The sequence below is a fragment of the Streptomyces angustmyceticus genome, assembly GCF_040701845.1.
Classification (GTDB): Bacteria; Actinomycetota; Actinomycetes; order Streptomycetales; family Streptomycetaceae; genus Streptomyces; species Streptomyces angustmyceticus_A.
This window is the reverse complement of the sequence record NZ_JBFBHQ010000013.1, coordinates 48,213-66,023: the sequence shown is the minus strand read 5'-3', so window position 1 is coordinate 66,023 and position 17,811 is coordinate 48,213. Positions and strand designations below refer to the sequence as shown.

Sequence of the window (17,811 nt, the reverse complement as noted above, 5' to 3'; positions counted from 1 at the left end):
CATGGCTCACACCCCGAAATGGAACGCAACCCACATTCCCGACCAGACCGGCCGCACCGCCATCGTGACCGGCGCCAACAGCGGACTCGGCATCGCCACCGTCGAGGCCCTCGCCCGGGCGGGCGCCCATGTCGTCCTCGCCGTACGCGACACCGCACGCGGCGAGGCTGCCGCCGACACCGTGCGGGGCGCCCGGGGCAGCGTCGAGGTCCGCCGCCTCGACCTGGCCGACCTCGCCTCGGTACGCGAGTTCGCCGCCGCCTGGCACGCCCCGGTCGAGCTGCTGATCAACAACGCCGGCGTCATGAACATCCCGGAGTCCCGGACCAAGGACGGCTTCGAGAGGCAGTTCGGCACCAACCACCTCGGGCACTTCGCGCTGACCAACCTGCTGCTGCCGCACGTCACCGACCGCGTGGTGACCGTGTCCTCCGGGGCCCACCGGATGCCCGGCAACCGCATCCACTTCGACAACCTGAACCTGACCGGCGCCTACCGCCCCGTCACCGCCTACAGCCAGTCCAAGCTGGCCAACCTGTTGTTCACCCTGGAACTCCAGCGCCGCCTCGCGGCTGCCGGATCGCCGGTGCGCGCGCTCGCCGCGCACCCGGGCTGGGCCGCCACCAACCTCCAGGGCGCCGACGTCAGCGCGCTGCGGCGCGCGGTGATGCGGGTGGGGAACCGCGTGGTCGCCCAGGACAACAAGGCCGGCGCGCTCCCCACGCTCTACGCCGCCACCCAGGACCTGCCCGGTGCCTCCTACCTCGGCCCCGACGGCCTCGGCGAGATGCGCGGCGCACCGACGATGGTCGGCAGGACGCCCGCGGCCGCCGACCCGGAGACCGCCCGGCGCCTGTGGCGGGCGTCCGAGGAACTGACCGGCGTCACCTTCCCCGCCCCAGCCGGCCGGGAGGTCACCGCGGAAGGCGCGCGCTAGGAGGCGGGGTGCCGGCCGACGGCGCCGGCACCCGCACCCGGTCGTTGCTCAGCATCACCAACGCCACGTCATCGGTGAGGCGCCCGCCCGCATGCCGCAGCAGCGCCTCCCGCACCTCCCCCACCACCCCCGCGGGCGAGGGCCCGCACGGCGCCGCGGCCGCCTCGACACTGCTGCGCAGCTCCTTGGCCAGCGGAAAGAACTCCCCCGCGGCGTCCCGCGCATCGGCCGCCCCGTCGGTGTGCAGGAACAGCCCCTCACCGGGCCGCAGCCGCCCGCACCCCACCGCGGAGAGCTCCTCGGGCAGGGGGAACAGCCCCAGCGGCGGCATCGGCTCGGCCGGCGCCACCGGGTCGACCGCCCGGCAGGCGACCCGGTACGGCCAGGGGTGCCCGCAGTTCAGCGCCGTGACGGACCCGTCCCGCGCCACCTCCAGGAGCAACAGGGTCACGAACTCCTCCGCGAGCCGGCCCGCCGGGTCCCCGTCACCGCCCGCCACCCCCGCGCCGCGCGCCCGTTCGTGCAGATGCCGCCGGTGCGACCGCTCCAACCGGCGCAGCACCTCGCCGAGTTCGGGCTCGTCGTGCACCACCTCGCGGAAGCTGCCGAGCATCGCGGCGACCGTGCCTATGGCCTCCAGGCCGTGCCCGCGCACGTCCCCGATCACCGCCCGCACCCCGTGCCGGGTCCCCACGACCTCGTACAGGTCCCCGCCGACCAGCGCCCCCTCGCTCGCGGAGAGGTGGTCGGCCGCCAGCAGCACGCCGTCGATCCGGCGGGGCAACGGCCGCAGCACCACCCGCTGCGCGGCGACGGCGACCTCCCGGGTGCACTCCAGCTCCCGTAACAGCCGCAGCCGCCGCCGGGCCGTCAGATAACTGGCGCCGATCACCGCGAGGATCGCCCCGCAGGTCATCAGGCGCGTCCCCACCCCGGCACCGGGCTCCACCGCGCCGAACGGCACCAGCGCGAGCAGCGCGCACACCCCGCCGAGCAGCACGCACTGACGACGGCCGGTGCCCGCGCAGGCGATGGCCGGCGCGGCGGCGAGCAGCTGCAGCAGCCGGCCGCTGGTCGGCTGGCACAGTTCCCAGATCACCACCCCGAGCACCCAGAGGCCGGGCAGGACGAAGACGAAGGCGCGCCGGGCGGCTGCCGCTCCGGCGCGTCCTCGGCCCCTCGCCCAGGTACGGATCATGCCGATGGTCCCCCTAGCCCGGTGGTCCCCTCTAGCAGGCGTGAGCGGGTCGGTCGGCCCGCCGGCGCGCTCGCGCGGGCCGCCACGACGGGTCGATTCTCGCGACGTACCGTGTCCACCCGGCGACGATCCGTACACCATCACCCGATTGAGTGATGGTGTACGGATCGGATCGTCGCCCTGCGCCCCACAGGCACGCCCGCGCCCGCCCCGGGCGCCCTCGGCGCGTCCGGCCAACGCCCCACAAGGCCGCACCACAACCGCCCGCCGCACAGCGAAAAGGTGCGGGCGCGGACGGTGTCACCGTCCGCGCCCGCACCCTTCACCACACGTCGTCGCGGGCCGCGGGGCCCACGTCAGCCGCGCAGCACCGCTCCCGTCCGCTCCACGGCCGCACCGACCGCCGCGTCACGGGCCGCCGAGGCCTCCTCGGCGGTCAGCGTCCGGTCGGCGGCGCGGAAGCGCAGCGCGTACGCCAGCGACTTCTTGCCCGCGCCGATCTGCTCGCCGGTGAAGACGTCGAACAGCCGCAGCGACTCCAGCAGTTCACCGGCGCCGTCGCGCAGCGCGCCCTCGACCTCGGCGGCCGGGACGGTGTCGTCGACCACGAGGGCGACGTCCTGGGTCGCGACCGGGAAGGCCGAGATCTTCGGGGCGCGCAGCGGTCCGGCGGCGGCCCGCTCCAGGCGGTCCAGGTCGATCTCCATCGCGCAGGTGCGCTCCGGCAGGGCCAGCGTCTTGATGACCCGCGGGTGCAGCTCACCGGCGTTGCCGACGAGGATCTCCTCGCCGTCGACGACGGCCAGCAGCGCCGCGCAGCGGCCCGGGTGGAACGGCGCGTGCTGGTCCTGCCGGACGATCAGCTCGACCCCCGCCTCCCGCGCGACGGTGCGGCCCGCCTCGATGGCGTCCGCCCAGATCGCCGGGCGGGCACCGCCCCACCAGCCGTCCTGCTCGCGCCCGCCGGCCAGCACCACGGCGGCACGCCGCGGCTGCTGCGGGAGGGAGGCGTCCAGCGAGGCGATCTCGTCGTCGGTCGGCCGGCGGTCGACCACCAGCCGGCGGGCCGGCTGCTCGTCACCGGTCGCCCGGAAGACCGGGCCGGTCTCGAAGAGCGCCAGGTCGTGCGTGCCCCGGCCGTAGTTGCGGCGCAGTGCGTTCAGCAGACCCGGGATCAGCGTCGTACGGAGGTCGGGTTCCTCGTCGGAGAGCGGGTTGACGAGGGTGACCGCGTCGCGGCGCGGGTCGTCCTGCTCGATGCCCAGCTGGTCGAGGACGTGCGAGCCGGTGAACGGGTAGTTCAGGGCCTCGACAAAGCCCGCCCCGGCCAGCGCCCGGCCGACCCGGCGGTGCAGCCGCTGCCGCTCGGTCAGCCCGCGGCCGGCCGGCGGCTTCGGGAGGGTGGAGGGCAGGTTCTCGTAGCCCTCCAGCCGGATGACCTCTTCGGCCAGGTCGTTGGGGTCGCTGAGGTCCGGCCGCCAGGACGGCACGGTCACGACCAGCTCGTCCTGGCCGTAGACGTCGCAGCCGACCTGCTGGAGGCGGCGGACGACGGTCTCCCGGCCGTAGGCGACACCGGCGACCTTGTCGGGGTGGTCGGCCGAGATGGTGATCGTGCGCGGCCCGCTGGGCGTGACGACCCCGGTGACGCCGTCCTCGGCGGTGCCGCCCGCGAGCAGCACCAGCAGGTCGACGGTCCGCTGCGCCGCTGCGGACGCGGCCTCCGGGTCCACCCCGCGCTCGAAGCGCTTGGCGGCCTCCGAGGACAGCTTGTGCCGGCGGGCCGTACGGGCGATGGAGAGCGCGTCGAAGTGCGCGGCCTCGATCACCACGTCGGTGGTGCCGCGCTGCTCGCCGGTCTCCGGGTCGGTGACCCCGCCCGCGATCTCGGTGTTGGCGCCGCCCATGACACCCGCGAGGCCGATGGGCCCGCGGTTGTCGGTGATGACCAGGTCGGCGGCGTCCAGCACCCGCTTGGTGCCGTCCAGGGTGGTGAGCTTCTCGCCCGCGGTCGCCCGGCGGACGCCGATCGGACCGTCCACGCTGGTGCGGTCGTAGGCGTGCAGCGGCTGGCCGAGCTCCAGCATCACGTAGTTGGTGATGTCGACGGCCAGCGAGACCGGACGCATCCCGGCCTTCTGCAGCCGGCGCTGCATCCACAGCGGGGAGCGCGCGCCGGGGTTCAGACCGGTGACCGTACGGGCGGTGAAGCGGTCGCAGCCCAACGGGTCGGAGACCTGGACGGGGTAGCCGGCGGAGTTCGGCGGCGGCACGTCGAGGAGCGCCGGGTCGCGCAGCGGCAGGCCGTAGGCGGTGGCGGTCTCGCGGGCGACGCCGCGCATCGACAGGCAGTAGCCGCGGTCCGGGGTGACGGCGATGTCCAGCACCTCGTCGACGAGCTCCAGCAGCTCGATGGCGTCGGTGCCGACCTCGTACTCGGGCGGCAGCACGATGATGCCGCCGGTGCCGTCGTCGCCCATGCCCAGCTCGTCGCCGGAGCAGATCATGCCGTGCGACTTCCTGCCGTACGTCTTACGGGCGGCGATCTTGAAGTCGCCGGGCAGGACGGCGCCGGGCAGCACCACGACGACCTTGTCGCCGACGGAGAAGTTGCGGGCGCCGCAGACGATCTCCTGGGGCTCGCCGGTGCCGTTGGCGTCGCCGACGTCGACCGTGCAGAAGCGGATCGGCTTCTTGAAGCCCTCCAGCTCCTCGATGGTCAGCACCTGGCCGACGACGAGCGGGCCCTTGAGGCCCTCGCCGAGGCGCTCGACGGTCTCGACCTCCAGGCCGACGGCAATGAGCTTGGCCTGTACGTCACGGCCGGTCTCCGTCGCCGGCAGGTCGACGTACTCCCGCAGCCAAGAAAGCGGGACCCGCATCAGATCTCCATCCCGAACGGCCGGGTGAACCGGACGTCGCCTTCGAACATGTCACGCATGTCTTCCACGTTGTGCCGGAACATCAGCATCCGGTCGATGCCGAAGCCGAAGGCGAACCCGCTGTACTTCTCCGGGTCGACGCCGCAGGCGATCAGCACCTTGGGGTTGACCATTCCGCAGCCGCCCAGCTCGATCCAGCCCTCGCTGGAGCAGGTGCGGCAGGGACGGTCGGGGTTGCCCACGGACGCGCCACGGCAGACGTAGCAGACCATGTCCATCTCGGCGGACGGCTCGGTGAACGGGAAGTAGTTCGGCCGCAGCCGGGTCTTCATGTCCGGGCCGAACAGCGCCCGGACCATGTGGTCGAGGGTGCCCTTGAGGTCGGCCATGGTCAGGCCCTCGTCGACGGCCAGCAGCTCGATCTGGTGGAAGACCGGGGAGTGCGTGGCGTCCAGCTCGTCGGTGCGGTAGACCCGCCCCGGGCAGACGACGTACACCGGCGGCTCGCGGTCGACGAGCGTACGGGCCTGGACCGGCGAGGTGTGGGTGCGCAGCACGACGCCGGACTCGTCGCCCTCGGTGCCCTCACCCTGGACGAAGAAGGTGTCCTGCATCTGGCGCGCCGGGTGGTCGGGCACGAAGTTCAGTGCGTCGAAGTTGAACCACTCCGCCTCGACCTCGGGGCCCTCGGCGACCTCGTAGCCCATCGCCACGAAGACGTCGGCGACCCGCTCCATGAAGGTGCTCAGCGGGTGCCGGGCGCCGGCCGGGGTGCGGTCGTAGGGCAGCGTGACATCCACCGCCTCCTCGACCAGCACGCGGGCGTCCCGCTCCGCCTCCAGCTCCTCCTGGCGGGCCTTGAGCGCCTGGCCCACCCGGCCGCGGGCCTGGCCGACGCGCTTGCCGGCGTCCGCCTTGGCGTGCGGGGGCAGGGCGCCGATCTCGCGGTTGGCGAGCGCGAGCGGCGAGCGGTCGCCGGTGTGCGCGACCTTCACCTCACGCAGCGCCTCCAGAGAGTCCGCGGCGGCGATGGCGGCCAGCGCCTCGTCCAGCCGTGCGGCGATCTCTTCCGGTTTCAGGGCTTCGACCTCGACAGGGTCGTACGACTTATTGGGTGCGGACATCTCTTCCCGTGCTTCCGGTGGACTGGCTTGGCTTGGCTCGCGTCGCCTCGGCTCCTCGATCACAAAGGTCGGCTGCCGAGCCCGCGCTGCGCCCGCGATGCCTGTGCGCCAAAGGTGCCAAAGGTCAAGTCTAAGGGGGACGGGCCACGCGGCAGGCCCGAGCCCCTGCGGGGCGCCCGCCGCTTCCTCCCGTCCGTCGCCCGCCGCCACCCTTGCACGGCGCTGCGCGACACCTCTAATTCATAAAGGCCGGGGCCGCGACGGGCAGGCTAAATCGGAACTGCGCGCCGCCGGCCGGGGCACGGCCGACCGTGATCGTCCCGCCGTGGGCCTCGACGATGCCCTTGACGATGTAGAGGCCCAGGCCGGTGCCGCCGCGCTTGCTGCCCCGCCAGAAGCGGGTGAACACGCGGCTCATCGACTCCTCCGGGATGCCGGGGCCCTCGTCGCTCACGGTGACGCACGTCCCCTCTGCGCTGGTCGCGTCCACTACCGGTCCGACCTCGATGGTGACGGTTCCCTCACCGTGGCGCACCGCATTTTCCAGCAGGTTGCCCAGCACCTGGTCCACCTTGTCCGGGTCCGCCCACAGATCGGGCAGCGGTTCCAGCATCCGGATCAGGAACCGGTCGGGCCGCTGGCCCGCGGTGGTCTGCGCCTGGACGTGCCGGCGCACCGCGGCGCTCATGTCGACCCGCTGGCGGCGCACCTCCAGCCGCCCGGAGTCGATCCGGGAGATGTCCAGCAGCTCGGCGATCAGCCGGGTGACGCGGTTGGCGTCGGCGTCCACCGTCTCCAGCATCAGCCGCTTCTGGTCGTCGGTGAAGCGTTCCCACTTCTGGAGGAGGGTGGCGGTGAAGCCCTTGACGGAGGTGAGCGGCGAGCGCAGTTCGTGGGCGACGGTGGCGATCAGCTCGGCGTGGCTGAGCTCCGTACGGCGCCGGGCCTCGGTGCCGCGCAGCGCGATCACCAGCCGCTGGACGGGACCCGTCGGGCGGCTGCGGACGTAGCGGGCCGATACCAGCACCTCGCGGCCGCCGAGCAGCAGATTGCGCTCGGGCTGGCCGCGGCGGATGGCGAGCCCGCCGTAGGGGTCGGTGAGCCGCCACCAGCGGCGGCCCTCGATGTCCTGCAGCGGCAGGGCGTGCTCCAGACAGCGGCCGAGCGCGTCGCCGGGGGCGATGTCGGTGATCCGGGCCGCCGCGGTGTTGAAGCAGATCACCCGGCCGGTCTCGTCGGCGACGACCAGGCCGTCGGGCAGGTCGTCGGGATCCAGCCCGAGACCGGCGCCCAGGGCCTCCGGGCCCGCGGCAGCGGCGGTCGGCCGTCCGCGTTCCGGCGCGTCGGACGGGCAGCTGCCGGCGGTGACCGCGGTGCCGGAAGTCCTCACACTCATCCCCGTTACCCCCTTCCGGTCCCCCGGGCACGCAAGCCTACTAGCTCGGATCGGAAGTGCCGGGGGGTTCCGGTGGACGCCCCTCAGGCGGGTGACACCGTGCGGCAGCCGCCGGGGCTGCGCTGGGCCCGGGCGGAGGCGTAGAGGCAGACCGCCGCGGCCGTCGCGAGGTTGAGGCTCTCGGCCCGGCCATGGATGGGGACGCGGACCACCGCGTCCGCCAGGGCCCGGGTCTCCTCCGGCAGGCCCCAGGCCTCGTTGCCGAAGACCCAGGCGCTGGGCCCGCCCATCGAGCCGGTGTCCAGCTCGGCGTCCAGGTCCCGGTCGCCCGCACCGTCGGCGGCGAGGATCCGGACGCCGGCCGCCTGGAGCCCGCTCACCACCCGCTCGACGGGTACGCCCACGGCGACCGGCAGGTGGAAGAGCGAACCCACCGAGGCGCGCACGGACTTGGGGTTGTACAGGTCCACGGAGGCGTCGGTCAGCACGACGGCGTCCGCGCCCGCGGCGTCCGCACAGCGCAGCACGGTGCCGGCGTTGCCGGGGTCGCGGACGTTGGCGAGCACCGCGATCAACTGCGGGCGGGCGGCGAGGATCTCCTCGAACGGCGAGTCCAGGAACCCGCAGACGCCGAGCAGGCCCTGCGGGGTGACGGTCTGGGAGATGTCGGCGACGGTCCGGTCGTCGGCGAAGTGGACCCGGACCCCGGCCGCGCGGGCCGCCTCGACGATCTCGGTGTGCCGCTCGGCCGCCTCGACGGTGGCGAACAGCTCGATGAGCGTGGGCGCGCCGCCCGTGCGGTGCGCGATGGCCTCCCGTACGGCCTGCGGGCCCTCGGCGATGAACCGGCGCTCCTTGCCGCGGACGGCGCGGCGGGCCAGCTTCCTGGCGGCGGTGACGCGCGGGGATCGCGGGGAGATCAGCTCGGGGGTGCCCATGGGCGGCGGCTCGCTTCTGTGGTTCGGTGCGTGGGGGCCGGTCCGTCACGGGGGACCCGGCCGGTCCGGAAAAGCGGCGGACCCGCAGGCCGGGGCCTGCGGGTCCGCATCACAACGTCGTCAGGCTGGAGTTCAGGCAGCCTTCGGGGCGTTGACGTCGCTCGGAAGCGCCTTCTGGGCGACCTCGACGAGCGCGGCGAACGCGTTGGCGTCCGTCACCGCGAGGTCGGCCAGGATCTTGCGGTCCACCTCGATGTTGGCGGCCTTCAGACCCTGGATGAAGCGGTTGTACGTCATGCCGTTGGCGCGGGCAGCGGCGTTGATGCGCTGGATCCACAGCTGACGGAAGTCGCCCTTGCGCTTCTTGCGGTCGTTGTAGTTGTAGACGAGGGAGTGGGTGACCTGCTCCTTCGCCTTGCGGTACAGGCGGGAGCGCTGGCCACGGTAGCCGCTGGCCTGCTCGAGGATCGCCCGGCGCTTCTTGTGGGCGTTGACTGCCCGCTTGACGCGTGCCACTTGTTAACTCCTTGTAGCGGGGCCGTGGTTGTCGTCACACGGCCCGGTTCGATTGGGTCCCGGTCCGAGTCGCGCGCCCCCTCGTTTGTGTGGGGCGCGGCGGCTCACTTGCCGAGAAGCTTCTTGATCTTCGCGGCGTCGCCCGGGGCCATCTCGGCGTTGCCGGTGAGGCGACGCGTCACGCGGGACGACTTGTGCTCGAGCAGGTGGCGCTTGCCGGCGCGCTCACGCAGCACCTTGCCGGAGCCGGTGACCTTGAAGCGCTTGCTGGCACCGCTGTGCGTCTTGTTCTTCGGCATGCGCCGTTCTCTCCTCGTCAGTGGCGCTCCCGCAGGCTGAAACCGGCAAGCGGGAGCGTCATGCATATCGATTGATGTCCGGGGCGGGGTGCCCCGGCGCGAACCGGGGCTCACGCCTCGGGGATCACGCCTGGGCGTGCTCCTCGGTGGGCTCCTCGGCGGGCTCGTCCACGGACGGGTCCGCGGCAACTCCGCTCTGGCGCTCCGCCTTGCGGGCGGCCTGCGCCTCACGGGCCTCGGCCATCGCCTCGGTCTTCTTCTTGTGCGGACCGAGCACCATGATCATGTTTCGGCCGTCCTGCTTCGGATTCGACTCGATGAAGCCGAGGTCCTCCACGTCGGACGCGAGCCGCTGCAGCAGCCGGAAGCCCAGCTCGGGGCGGGACTGCTCGCGACCACGGAACATGATCGTGATCTTGACCTTGTCACCCTGCTTGAGGAACCGGACGACGTGACCCTTTTTGGTGTCGTAGTCGTGCGGGTCGATCTTCGGCCGGAGCTTCATCTCCTTGATGACCGTGTGCGCCTGGTTCTTGCGCGCCTCACGGGCCTTCATGGCCGACTCGTACTTGAACTTCCCGTAGTCCATGAGCTTGCAGACGGGCGGGCGAGCGTTCGCCGCCACCTCGACCAGGTCGAGGTCGTACTCCTGAGCAAGCTCAAGGGCCTTGGCAAGCGGAACAATCCCGACCTGCTCGCCGCTGGGACCGACAAGTCGCACTTCGGGAACGCGAATCCGGTCGTTGATGCGGGGCTCGGCGCTGATGGATCCTCCTCGGTAGCACCACGCGACGGCCTGGCGGACTGCCGCGTAACGTCTTTTCGGTGTGACCAACCGCGCCGGTACATGAAAAATGCCCCGGACGGGACACAGGCGGGGCTCCACATAGATCTGGAGCACCGTCGCGAGTCTCGCGGGGCGCAGCCGGACCGTTGACCCGCCAACCGTGAGGTCGGCCGGGTGGGAGATCGGAGCCTCCACTTGTGGGCCGGTCACATGCGTGTCCGGCCGGTCGGAACACCAGAATACACGAGTCAAGGGGTGGCACCCACTCCTGTGCCGCCGGGGCCGGGTCCCCGCGCCAGGATGACACTCCCGGACGCGGGGCCCGGGCCCGGTGCCCATAGGCTGGAGCCGAAGCCCTCAGCAGGAAGAAGCCCGAAGACATGAGCGACCAGACACCGCAGCAGCCCGATGCGCCCGACGCGGCGAACCCCGACTTCGACTCCATGACCCGTGACATCGCCGAGGTGCCGGCGGTCGAGGTGATCACCACGGTCGCGGTGCATCTGATGAGTTCGGCGGCGGTCAACCTCGGGCTCGCCGAGGAGGGTGCGGCGCACAAGGACCTGGACGAGGCACGCAAGCTCATCCAGGCGCTGGCCGGGCTGGTCACCGCCAGTGCCACCGAGATCGGCTCGTACCACGCGGCACCGCTGCGGGACGGGCTGAAGTCGCTGCAGCTGGCGTTCCGCGAGGCCTCGGTCGTGCCGGACGAGCCGGGCCAGGGCCCCGGGGAGAAGTTCACCGGCCCGGTCTACGGCTGAGAGCCGCGCCACCGCGATCCGACGACGAGCCCCGGCCCGGGAAGGGCCGGGGCTCGTCGCGTACGGGCGGCGGGCGCGGGGGTCAGTCGGATCCGGCCGCGGGCTCGTGCGGCACCGCGTCGTCGGCGACGAGGACCGGCTCGTGCGGCGGATGGGTGACCTGGTGCACCACCGCGGCGAGGGCGCCGCCGATCAGCGGCGCGACGATGAACAGCCACAGCTGGGCGATGGCCGCGCCGCCCGCGAACAGCGCGGGGCCGATGGAGCGTGCCGGGTTCACCGAGGTGCCGTCCAGGGGGATGCCGAGGAGGTGGACGGTGGCCAGGGCCAGGCCGATCGCCATGCCGTTGAAGCCGATCACGGCGATCTTGTGGGTGACCGACAGCCACACGTAGACCAGCAGGAACGTCATCAGTATTTCGAGGACGAAGGCGCCGCCGAGGTTGATGTGGACCGCCGAGCGGTCGCCCCAGCCGTTCGTGCCGAAGGACCCGTGGGTCTGCAGCCCCGGGACCTGCCGGGCCACCAGGAACAGCAGCGCCGAGCCGGCGATGGCGCCGACCACCTGGGCGATCCAGTACTCGGCCGCGGTGCGCAGGGTGAGCCTGCGGGCCAGCAGCATGCCCAGCGTCACCGCGGGGTTGAGATGGCAGCCCGAGATCGGGCCGAGGGCGTAGGCAAGCGCCACCAGGGTGAAGCCGAAGGCCAGGGCGATGCCGAAGGTGCCGATGTATTCGCCGGCCAGCACTGCCGAGCCGACGGCGAAGAACACCAGGAGCAGCGTGCCGAGGAACTCGGATACGACCGGGCGGGTCAGTACCGTCGAGATCTCCGTTTTCTCCATGGGGGGCTCTCCTCGCGTGGATCTTGAGCTCTCCTCGCATTGTGCGGCCCTGGAGAGGAACCCGCCCGTCGGCGGCCGGGGGCCCGGGCGTCGCACCCGCGCCCCGGCTCCGGGGTCAGCGCCGGTAGAACGGCTCCTGTGCCGTCGTGGCACCGGGCGGCAGAAGTGCCAGGTCCAGGCCCCGTACGAGGCGCTCGCGCAGGATCTCGTCGGCGGCCAGCGCGCGGGCCAGCCGCTGGGCGACCTCGGCGGCCGGGGCGTCGGCGGCGAGGCCGACGGCGAGGGTGCCGTCGGTCTCGGCGGACGGGGCGAGACGGGCGACGAGCACGCCGGGTTCGGCGTCGAGCAGGGCGCGCAGGGCACCCGTGACGGCCGGGTCGTCGAGCGGGTCGGCGCTCGTGCGGCCCTCGGCCAGCGCCCGCAGGGCCGATCCGGTGAGCTGGTAGGTGACCGGGCCCGCGAGGTCGACGACGACCGTGTCGGCCTTCTCGTGGGACGCGGCGAGCAGCGCCTGCGGGAGCGGGACCGCGACCGGGCGGGCGTCGGGCCGCCAGCGCCGGAGGGTCTCCATGGACGTGAAGGCCGGCAGGGCGCGGCGCCCGTCGGGGGCCTGGAGCGTGGGGACGGCCATGTCGCTGGTCTTCTCGCGGCGCAGCCCGTCGGGCCCGGTCTCGACCTCGCCGAGGACGGCCACCACGGGCACCAGGACGCGCGCGCCGGCCAGCGCCGACAGGAGCCGGGGCTCGGCGGCCCGGTCGGAGGCGTACGCCGCCAGGGCCGCCGCGAGTGCGGGGTCGGCGGAGCCGTCGTCGTCGGAGAAACCGGGATCCGGGATGTTCTTCTGCACGACGTGAGCGTATCGGCCGGGTACGGGGCCCCTGCCGTGCGGGCCGGTGGGAGGCCCGCCCGGTGGGGGCCGGCCGGTCAGTGCTGCCCGGGCCGGCCGCGCCAGAGGACGACGGCGGCCGTGAGGAGGGCCAGGCCGGCGGCGCCGGCGGCCCAGGGCAGCCAGTTGACCGGGGTGTTCTCGGCGGCGTCGGCGGTGGGGCCGGGACCGAAGTAGCGGCCGGTGTAGCGGGCGGGGGCGGGCTTCTGCGGGGCGGGCTCGAGGTCCGCCGCGGCCTCCAGGGCGGCGGCGGGATCGATCAGCCCGGCGCCGTAGTCGTCGTCGCGGCCGCCCTCGGGCCGGTCCTGGGCGGTGGAGGTCAGCAGCCGGCGGATCTGGTCCGGGCTCAGGCCGGGGTGCGCGGAGCGGATCAGGGCGACGGCGCCGGAGACGAACGCGGCGGCGGGGCTGGTGCCCCAGCCCGAGAGGTAGCCGTCGCCGGTGTCGGCCATGACGATGTCGAAGCCCGGCGCGCTGACCGTGGCGTACCAGTGCCGGGTGGAGAACTTGGCCCGGCCGCCCAGGTGGGTGACGGCGGTGGCCGCGATGACGCCCGGGTAGGCGGCGGGGTAGGAGACGTGGTTGCCCTTCTGGCCGCCGTTGCCCGCGGAGGCGACGACGGGGATGCCCTTGCCGAGGGCGTACTGGATGGCGGCGTCCTCGCGGGGTTCGGGGTGCGCGGATTCGCTGTCGTCGCCCAGCGACATGTTGATCACGTCGGCCCCGTGGTCGGCGGCCCAGCGGATCCCGTCGGCGAGCGCGCCCGCCTTCTCGGTGCGGGCCCGCTCGCGCTGGGAGTCGGCGTCCTCCAGGATCACCCGGACCGGCAGGACCTTGGCGGCCGGGGCGATCCCGAGCACGCCGTTCTCGCGGCCCGGGCCGTGGCCGTGCCCCGCGATGATGCTGGCCATGCCGGTGCCGTGCTGGGCCCAGGCGGAGTCCCCCGGCCCGGCGCCGAAGCCCACCAGGTCCTGCTCGGGCAGCACCTGGCCTTCGAGGTCGGGGTGGTTGGCGTCCACGCCGGTGTCCAGGACGGCGACGGTGATGCCCTCGCCCTTGGTGGTGCGCCAGGCCTTCTGGGCGTGGACGGCCTGCAGGGCCCACTCCTGGGCGCGCAGGGCGTCGGCACGTGCGGGGACGGCCGGGAGCACGGTGAGCACCGAGGAGGCCAGCGCGAGGGCGGCGCCGCGCAGCGCGGTCTTCGTCATGACGCATCCTCGCTCTTGTGCGCCGGGCTGCCGGCCGCCTTGCGCAGGTCCGCCTCGATGCGGTCCGCCAGGTCCTTGGCGTCGTGGCCCAGGCCGGATTCGGCCGGGGCGGTGGTGGTGCCGGGCCGCACCGCGGCCTCGGCGGGCTGCGGATCGGTGAAGGTGCGGCCGTCGGCGAACCCGGAGACGGCGTAGACGACGGCGGGGAGGTCGGTGAGCACCCGGACGGTCCAACTGGCCCGCTGGGCGCGCCCGAAGTCCGCCGCCGGGGTGGCCTTCTTCGCGTACGGCAGCGGCATCAGGTCCGTGCGCAGGCCCAGGTTCTTGGTGCTGAAGCGGGCGTTGAGGGCCATCATCCCGGCCGCGTCGGCCTTGGTGATCTGTGCGCCGACCGTGATGACGGAGCTGTGGGTGGCATCGATGTAGGTGGCGCGCAGCAGCCGGACGCAGCCCGCCGGGGCGAGCGCGGCGGCGAGCTTCGCGTCGTACGCGCCGGTGCAGCCGCTGTCGGGGGCGACGGCGATCCGGGTCCAGGTGCGGTCGGCGCCGCCCGGGCCGACGCCCAGGCCGTCGACGACGCGCGGGAAGAGCGTGTCGACGGGGGTGGCGTGCCAGACGTCGCGGCCCTTGGCGAAGACGGCCTCGGCCGTGGGGGCGGCGCCGGAGGCGTCCTCGGTGAGCCAACTCCCGGCCGCCGCACCGCCGATGAGGCCGATGCCGAGGACCAGGCAGGCCGCGGCCAGGAGCACCCGGGCGCCGGGGCGGCGCCAGGAGGCGGCCGGTGCGCCGGGGGCGGACCCGCCGTGCCGGGGCGGGAGCGGGGTGCGGGGCCACGGCACATTGCCGGGCGGCGCGGCGGAGGGGGGCCTGCGGGTGTCCGGCCCGGCGCCGGCGCCGCTCCACAGGTCCTGGCTGTGGGCCAGGTGGAAGGCGGCGGTGTCACGGAAGGCGGTGGGCGGCGCGGCCTCGGGGGCAGGCGGTGCGGTGGGGGCCGGGGAGCCGGGGGCGCGGTCCGGGCGGGGCGGCAGCGGCGCGCCGGCGGCGGGGGGTTGCGCACGGGGCGGGACGGTGGGGCGGGGCGGGACGGGGCGTGCGCCGGGGCCGGACGGGGCGGCGGGCACGGACGGCGGCATCGGCGGCTCGGGAGGTACCCGGCGCAGCACGGCCGTGTGGGGGTCCTCGGCCGGCGCCGGGGCGGGCCGTCGGGGCGGCTGCGGGGGTATGGGCGGGATGTGCCGCGTCTCGGCGAATTCAGCGTCGGTGCTCACCCGCGCTCCCCCTTGCGCCGCTGACCTCCGGCCTCGATCCGCAATCGGGGCACGGTGGTTCGTATCCGGACAACACGCCGCTGACCTGCTGGTTGCGGTGTCGAGCCACTGTAAGGGCTGGCGCCCTGGGTGCTCCAACCCATGTCCGCTCTGTCGCAAACTCCCCTCTACCCAGCGGTAGGACGGTCTGGCAGGCTGCGGCCATGTCCCCGCACACAGTCGATACGTATGCCGACAAAGCCCGTTACGACCAGGCCACCGCCGCTCTCGACGCGCCGCTGGCCGTCGTCGACCTGCGGGCCTTCGACGCCAACGCCGCCGATCTGGTGCGCCGCGCGAAGGGGAAGCCGGTCCGGGTGGCGAGCAAGTCGGTGCGCTGCCGGGCGCTGCTGGAGCGGGTGCTGGCGCGGGACGGCTTCGCGGGGATCATGAGTTTCACGCTCGCCGAGTCGCTGTGGCTGGCGCGCTCGGGCTTCACGGACGTCCTGCTGGCCTATCCGTCGGCGGACCGGGCGGGCTTCGCCGAGCTGACGGGCGCCCCGGAGCCGGCTGCCGCCGTGACCGTGATGGTCGACGACCCGGCCCAGCTGGATCTGATCGACGCGGCCCGGCCGGCCGGCGGGCCGGGCGAGGAGGTGCGGGTGTGCCTGGAACTCGACACCTCCTACCGGCTGCTGGGCGGGCAGGTACGGATCGGTGCCCGCCGCTCGCCGCTGCGGGCGCCCGACCAACTGGCCGCTCTGGCCCGGATGGTGGCGCGCCGCCCCGGCTTCCGGCTGGTGGGGCTGATGGCGTACGAGGGGCATGTGGCCGGGGTGGGCGACGAGGTCGCCGGGCGGCCGGTGTTCTCCCGGGCGATCCGGACGATGCAGGCGGCGGCCCGCAAGGAGCTGGCGCAGCGCCGCTGGGAGGCCGTGCGTGCGGTGCGGGCGGTGGCGCCGCGGCTGGAGTTCGTCAACGGCGGCGGGACCGGGAGTGTGCAGCACACCGCGGCGGAGGCGGCGGTCACCGAGGTCGCGGCCGGGTCGGGGCTGTACGTGCCGCGGCTGTTCGACAACTTCCGTTCGTTCAGCGGGCGTCCGGCGGCGCTGTTCGCCCTGCCCGTCGTGCGCCGCCCGGGGCCCGGTGTGGTCACGGTGCTGGGCGGCGGCTATCCGGCGTCGGGGGTGGCGGGTGCGGACCGGCTGCCGGTGCCGTGTCTGCCGGCCGGGCTGCGCTACGACCCGCAGGAGGGCCCGGGCGAGGTGCAGACGCCGTTGCTGGGGCCGGCCGCCGACGGCCTGCGGGTCGGCGACAAGGTGTGGTTCCGGCATGCGAAGGCCGGTGAGCTCTGCGAGCGGTTCACGGAGCTGCACCTGGTCGACGGGGACCGGGTGGTGGGGACGGTGCCGACGTACCGCGGCGAGGGCCACGCCTTTCTTTAGGGGCGGCCCTCGCCGGTGAGCGGTGAGCGGTGCGCAGTGCGCTCAGTACACCGTGTCCTTCTGGTCCTCGATCACCGAGCCGTCGGGGCGGTGGACCGGGCCGAGGGTGCCGTCCGGCCGGGTGTAGCCCGTGGTCGCGCACGGGTACGGGTCGGCCTGGCGCTTCTTCGGCTCGATGAACATCGGGTTCACCAGCCACCGGTGGTCGGCGTTGTCGTACGCCCGGCACATCAGCTCGGCCTTGTTGCGGTTGATGGCCAGGTGCCCCGCGGTGGCGTCGCCGACGAAGGTCACATCGGTCTCGGCGTCGCCCGCGGCGAAGGCCGGGCGGTGCGCCCGGTCCTGCTGCTGCCAGGCCTTGGCGCCCTTGACGTGGAAGATCTCCTGGTTGATCCAGCAGCGCTTGCCGTCCATGTACGTCAGGACCTCGCCGTGGGTGTCCTTGACGTCGCCGCAGCCCTGGACGCCGGTGGTGAGCCGGCCGTGGCTGACGAGGTTGCGGATGCCGATGGTGTGCTCGCGGTCGATGCCCACGCCGGGCGCCCAGGCGCGGACGAGCGGCTCCGCCGACGCGGAGACGATGTAGACGTTGAAGCCGGCCTTCTTGAGGGTGCGGATGAGGTCGCGCTGCTGGTCGTAGTAGCGGACGTACCCCTCCATCGTGTGCGTGCCGACCTTCTGCTCCGTGCCGACGGGCGCGGCGAGGTTCTCGGCGCGGGCGGCGCGGGCGAACCCGGTCAGCTGCGCGGGGCTGTGGCCGGCGAACAGCTGGGTGATCCACACGTACTCGGGGACGGTGCGGCGGTGGTTCCACTCGCCGGTGAACGCCTTCTTCCCGGTGGAGGTCTTGGCGTCCTGGTAGACGTCGAGGATCTCGTCGGTGCAGCCGGTGTCGGTCGACGTCGGCAGCGGACGGCCGGCGGGCACGGAGGTGCCGCAGGCCTTGGTGAGGGCGCGGGCGGCGTCCGCGGTCAGCCACTTGTTGGTGGCCTGCCAGCTCGCGGGGCGCAGCACCTTGTCGTTCCGCAGCATCCAGGCGAGCGTGGCGTCGGAGATGTCGTTCTTGACGACGGTGTTGTCCCAGTCGAAGGTCGCGACCGGCCGCGCACCGTCGGAGCCGGCGCAGCTGCCCCGCTCGTCGATCATCTTCTGCAGCTTGGCACGGTTGTCGCCGTACCAGCCCTTGGAGACATGGAGGGTGGGGCAGTGGCGCGGGGCCGGGCCCGCCGTGGCCGTCTGGGCGACCGCGACACCGCCGCCCATGACCGCGAGGGCAGCACCCGCTGCAAGCCAGCGACGCTTGGTGAGCATGGAACGCACTCCTGTCGAACGAGGATCCGAAG

The 17,811-nt window shown here is 73.6% G+C and carries 16 protein-coding genes; 3 read left to right on the top strand and 13 right to left on the bottom strand.

What is annotated here, in order from left to right; genetic code table 11:
• The first annotated feature begins 1 nt into the window (after position 1).
• Complete coding sequence (locus AB0411_RS24605) at positions 2-937, top strand: oxidoreductase (RefSeq protein WP_366419451.1); 936 nt, start codon at positions 2-4, stop codon at positions 935-937.
• Here the strand turns inward: AB0411_RS24605 and AB0411_RS24600 are convergent.
• The 8 genes from AB0411_RS24600 to infC form a co-directional block, all read right to left on the bottom strand.
• Positions 915-2,135 (bottom strand): PP2C family protein-serine/threonine phosphatase, encoded by a 1,221-nt coding sequence (locus AB0411_RS24600; RefSeq protein ID WP_366419450.1) that lies wholly within the window; start codon positions 2,133-2,135, stop codon positions 915-917. The genes AB0411_RS24605 and AB0411_RS24600 overlap by 23 nt on opposite strands.
• Positions 2,136-2,491: 356 nt before the next feature.
• The gene (gene pheT / locus AB0411_RS24595; RefSeq protein WP_366419449.1) at positions 2,492-5,017 is read right to left on the bottom strand and encodes a phenylalanine--tRNA ligase subunit beta; all 2,526 of its coding nucleotides are present in this window, start codon (positions 5,015-5,017) and stop codon (positions 2,492-2,494) included.
• Entirely contained in the window at positions 5,017-6,141 is a 1,125-nt protein-coding gene (gene pheS, locus AB0411_RS24590; RefSeq protein ID WP_366419448.1) for a phenylalanine--tRNA ligase subunit alpha, read from the bottom strand. Before pheS ends, pheT begins: the two co-directional genes overlap by 1 nt.
• Before the next feature lie 235 nt (positions 6,142-6,376).
• The gene (locus tag AB0411_RS24585; protein WP_366419447.1) at positions 6,377-7,537 is read right to left on the bottom strand and encodes a sensor histidine kinase; all 1,161 of its coding nucleotides are present in this window, start codon (positions 7,535-7,537) and stop codon (positions 6,377-6,379) included.
• A gap of 83 nt (positions 7,538-7,620) precedes the next feature.
• Positions 7,621-8,475 carry a TrmH family RNA methyltransferase gene (locus AB0411_RS24580; protein WP_366419446.1) on the bottom strand — a complete coding sequence of 285 codons (855 nt, stop codon included), beginning with the start codon at positions 8,473-8,475 and terminating at the stop codon, positions 7,621-7,623.
• 132 nt (positions 8,476-8,607) lie between these two features.
• Positions 8,608-8,991, bottom strand: a complete 384-nt coding sequence (rplT, locus tag AB0411_RS24575; RefSeq protein ID WP_006607577.1) for a 50S ribosomal protein L20 — start codon at positions 8,989-8,991, stop codon at positions 8,608-8,610.
• A gap of 104 nt (positions 8,992-9,095) precedes the next feature.
• Entirely contained in the window at positions 9,096-9,290 is a 195-nt protein-coding gene (gene rpmI, locus AB0411_RS24570) for a 50S ribosomal protein L35 (RefSeq protein ID WP_016576627.1), read from the bottom strand.
• Positions 9,291-9,414: 124 nt separating this feature from the next.
• Positions 9,415-10,125 (bottom strand): translation initiation factor IF-3, encoded by a 711-nt coding sequence (infC, locus tag AB0411_RS24565; RefSeq protein ID WP_366419445.1) that lies wholly within the window; start codon positions 10,123-10,125, stop codon positions 9,415-9,417.
• A 332-nt stretch (positions 10,126-10,457) separates the two neighbouring features.
• On the opposite strand from infC, the gene AB0411_RS24560 reads away from it, so the two are divergent.
• Positions 10,458-10,838 carry a DUF1844 domain-containing protein gene (locus AB0411_RS24560; protein WP_086719722.1) on the top strand — a complete coding sequence of 127 codons (381 nt, stop codon included), beginning with the start codon at positions 10,458-10,460 and terminating at the stop codon, positions 10,836-10,838.
• Positions 10,839-10,920: 82 nt separating this feature from the next.
• Here AB0411_RS24560 and AB0411_RS24555 read toward each other — a convergent pair whose 3' ends face one another.
• The 4 genes from AB0411_RS24555 to AB0411_RS24540 all read right to left on the bottom strand — a co-directional run bounded on the left by AB0411_RS24555 (position 10,921) and on the right by AB0411_RS24540 (position 15,044).
• Positions 10,921-11,682 carry an aquaporin gene (locus AB0411_RS24555; RefSeq protein WP_366419444.1) on the bottom strand — a complete coding sequence of 254 codons (762 nt, stop codon included), beginning with the start codon at positions 11,680-11,682 and terminating at the stop codon, positions 10,921-10,923.
• Positions 11,683-11,797: 115 nt separating this feature from the next.
• On the bottom strand, positions 11,798-12,529 hold the full coding sequence (locus tag AB0411_RS24550; protein WP_366419443.1) for an SseB family protein: 732 nt from the start codon (positions 12,527-12,529) through the stop codon (positions 11,798-11,800).
• A gap of 77 nt (positions 12,530-12,606) precedes the next feature.
• The gene (gene mycP, locus AB0411_RS24545; RefSeq protein WP_366419442.1) at positions 12,607-13,776 is read right to left on the bottom strand and encodes a type VII secretion-associated serine protease mycosin; all 1,170 of its coding nucleotides are present in this window, start codon (positions 13,774-13,776) and stop codon (positions 12,607-12,609) included.
• On the bottom strand, positions 13,773-15,044 hold the full coding sequence (locus AB0411_RS24540; RefSeq protein ID WP_366419441.1) for a hypothetical protein: 1,272 nt from the start codon (positions 15,042-15,044) through the stop codon (positions 13,773-13,775). The genes mycP and AB0411_RS24540 overlap by 4 nt, the downstream gene beginning before the upstream one ends.
• A 203-nt stretch (positions 15,045-15,247) precedes the next feature.
• On the opposite strand from AB0411_RS24540, the gene AB0411_RS24535 reads away from it, so the two are divergent.
• Positions 15,248-16,468 (top strand): amino acid deaminase/aldolase, encoded by a 1,221-nt coding sequence (locus AB0411_RS24535; RefSeq protein ID WP_366419440.1) that lies wholly within the window; start codon positions 15,248-15,250, stop codon positions 16,466-16,468.
• Positions 16,469-16,510: 42 nt separating this feature from the next.
• Here AB0411_RS24535 and AB0411_RS24530 read toward each other — a convergent pair whose 3' ends face one another.
• Positions 16,511-17,779 carry a haloacid dehalogenase-like hydrolase gene (locus tag AB0411_RS24530; RefSeq protein ID WP_366419439.1) on the bottom strand — a complete coding sequence of 423 codons (1,269 nt, stop codon included), beginning with the start codon at positions 17,777-17,779 and terminating at the stop codon, positions 16,511-16,513.
• Between the last annotated feature and the right edge of the window lie 32 nt (positions 17,780-17,811).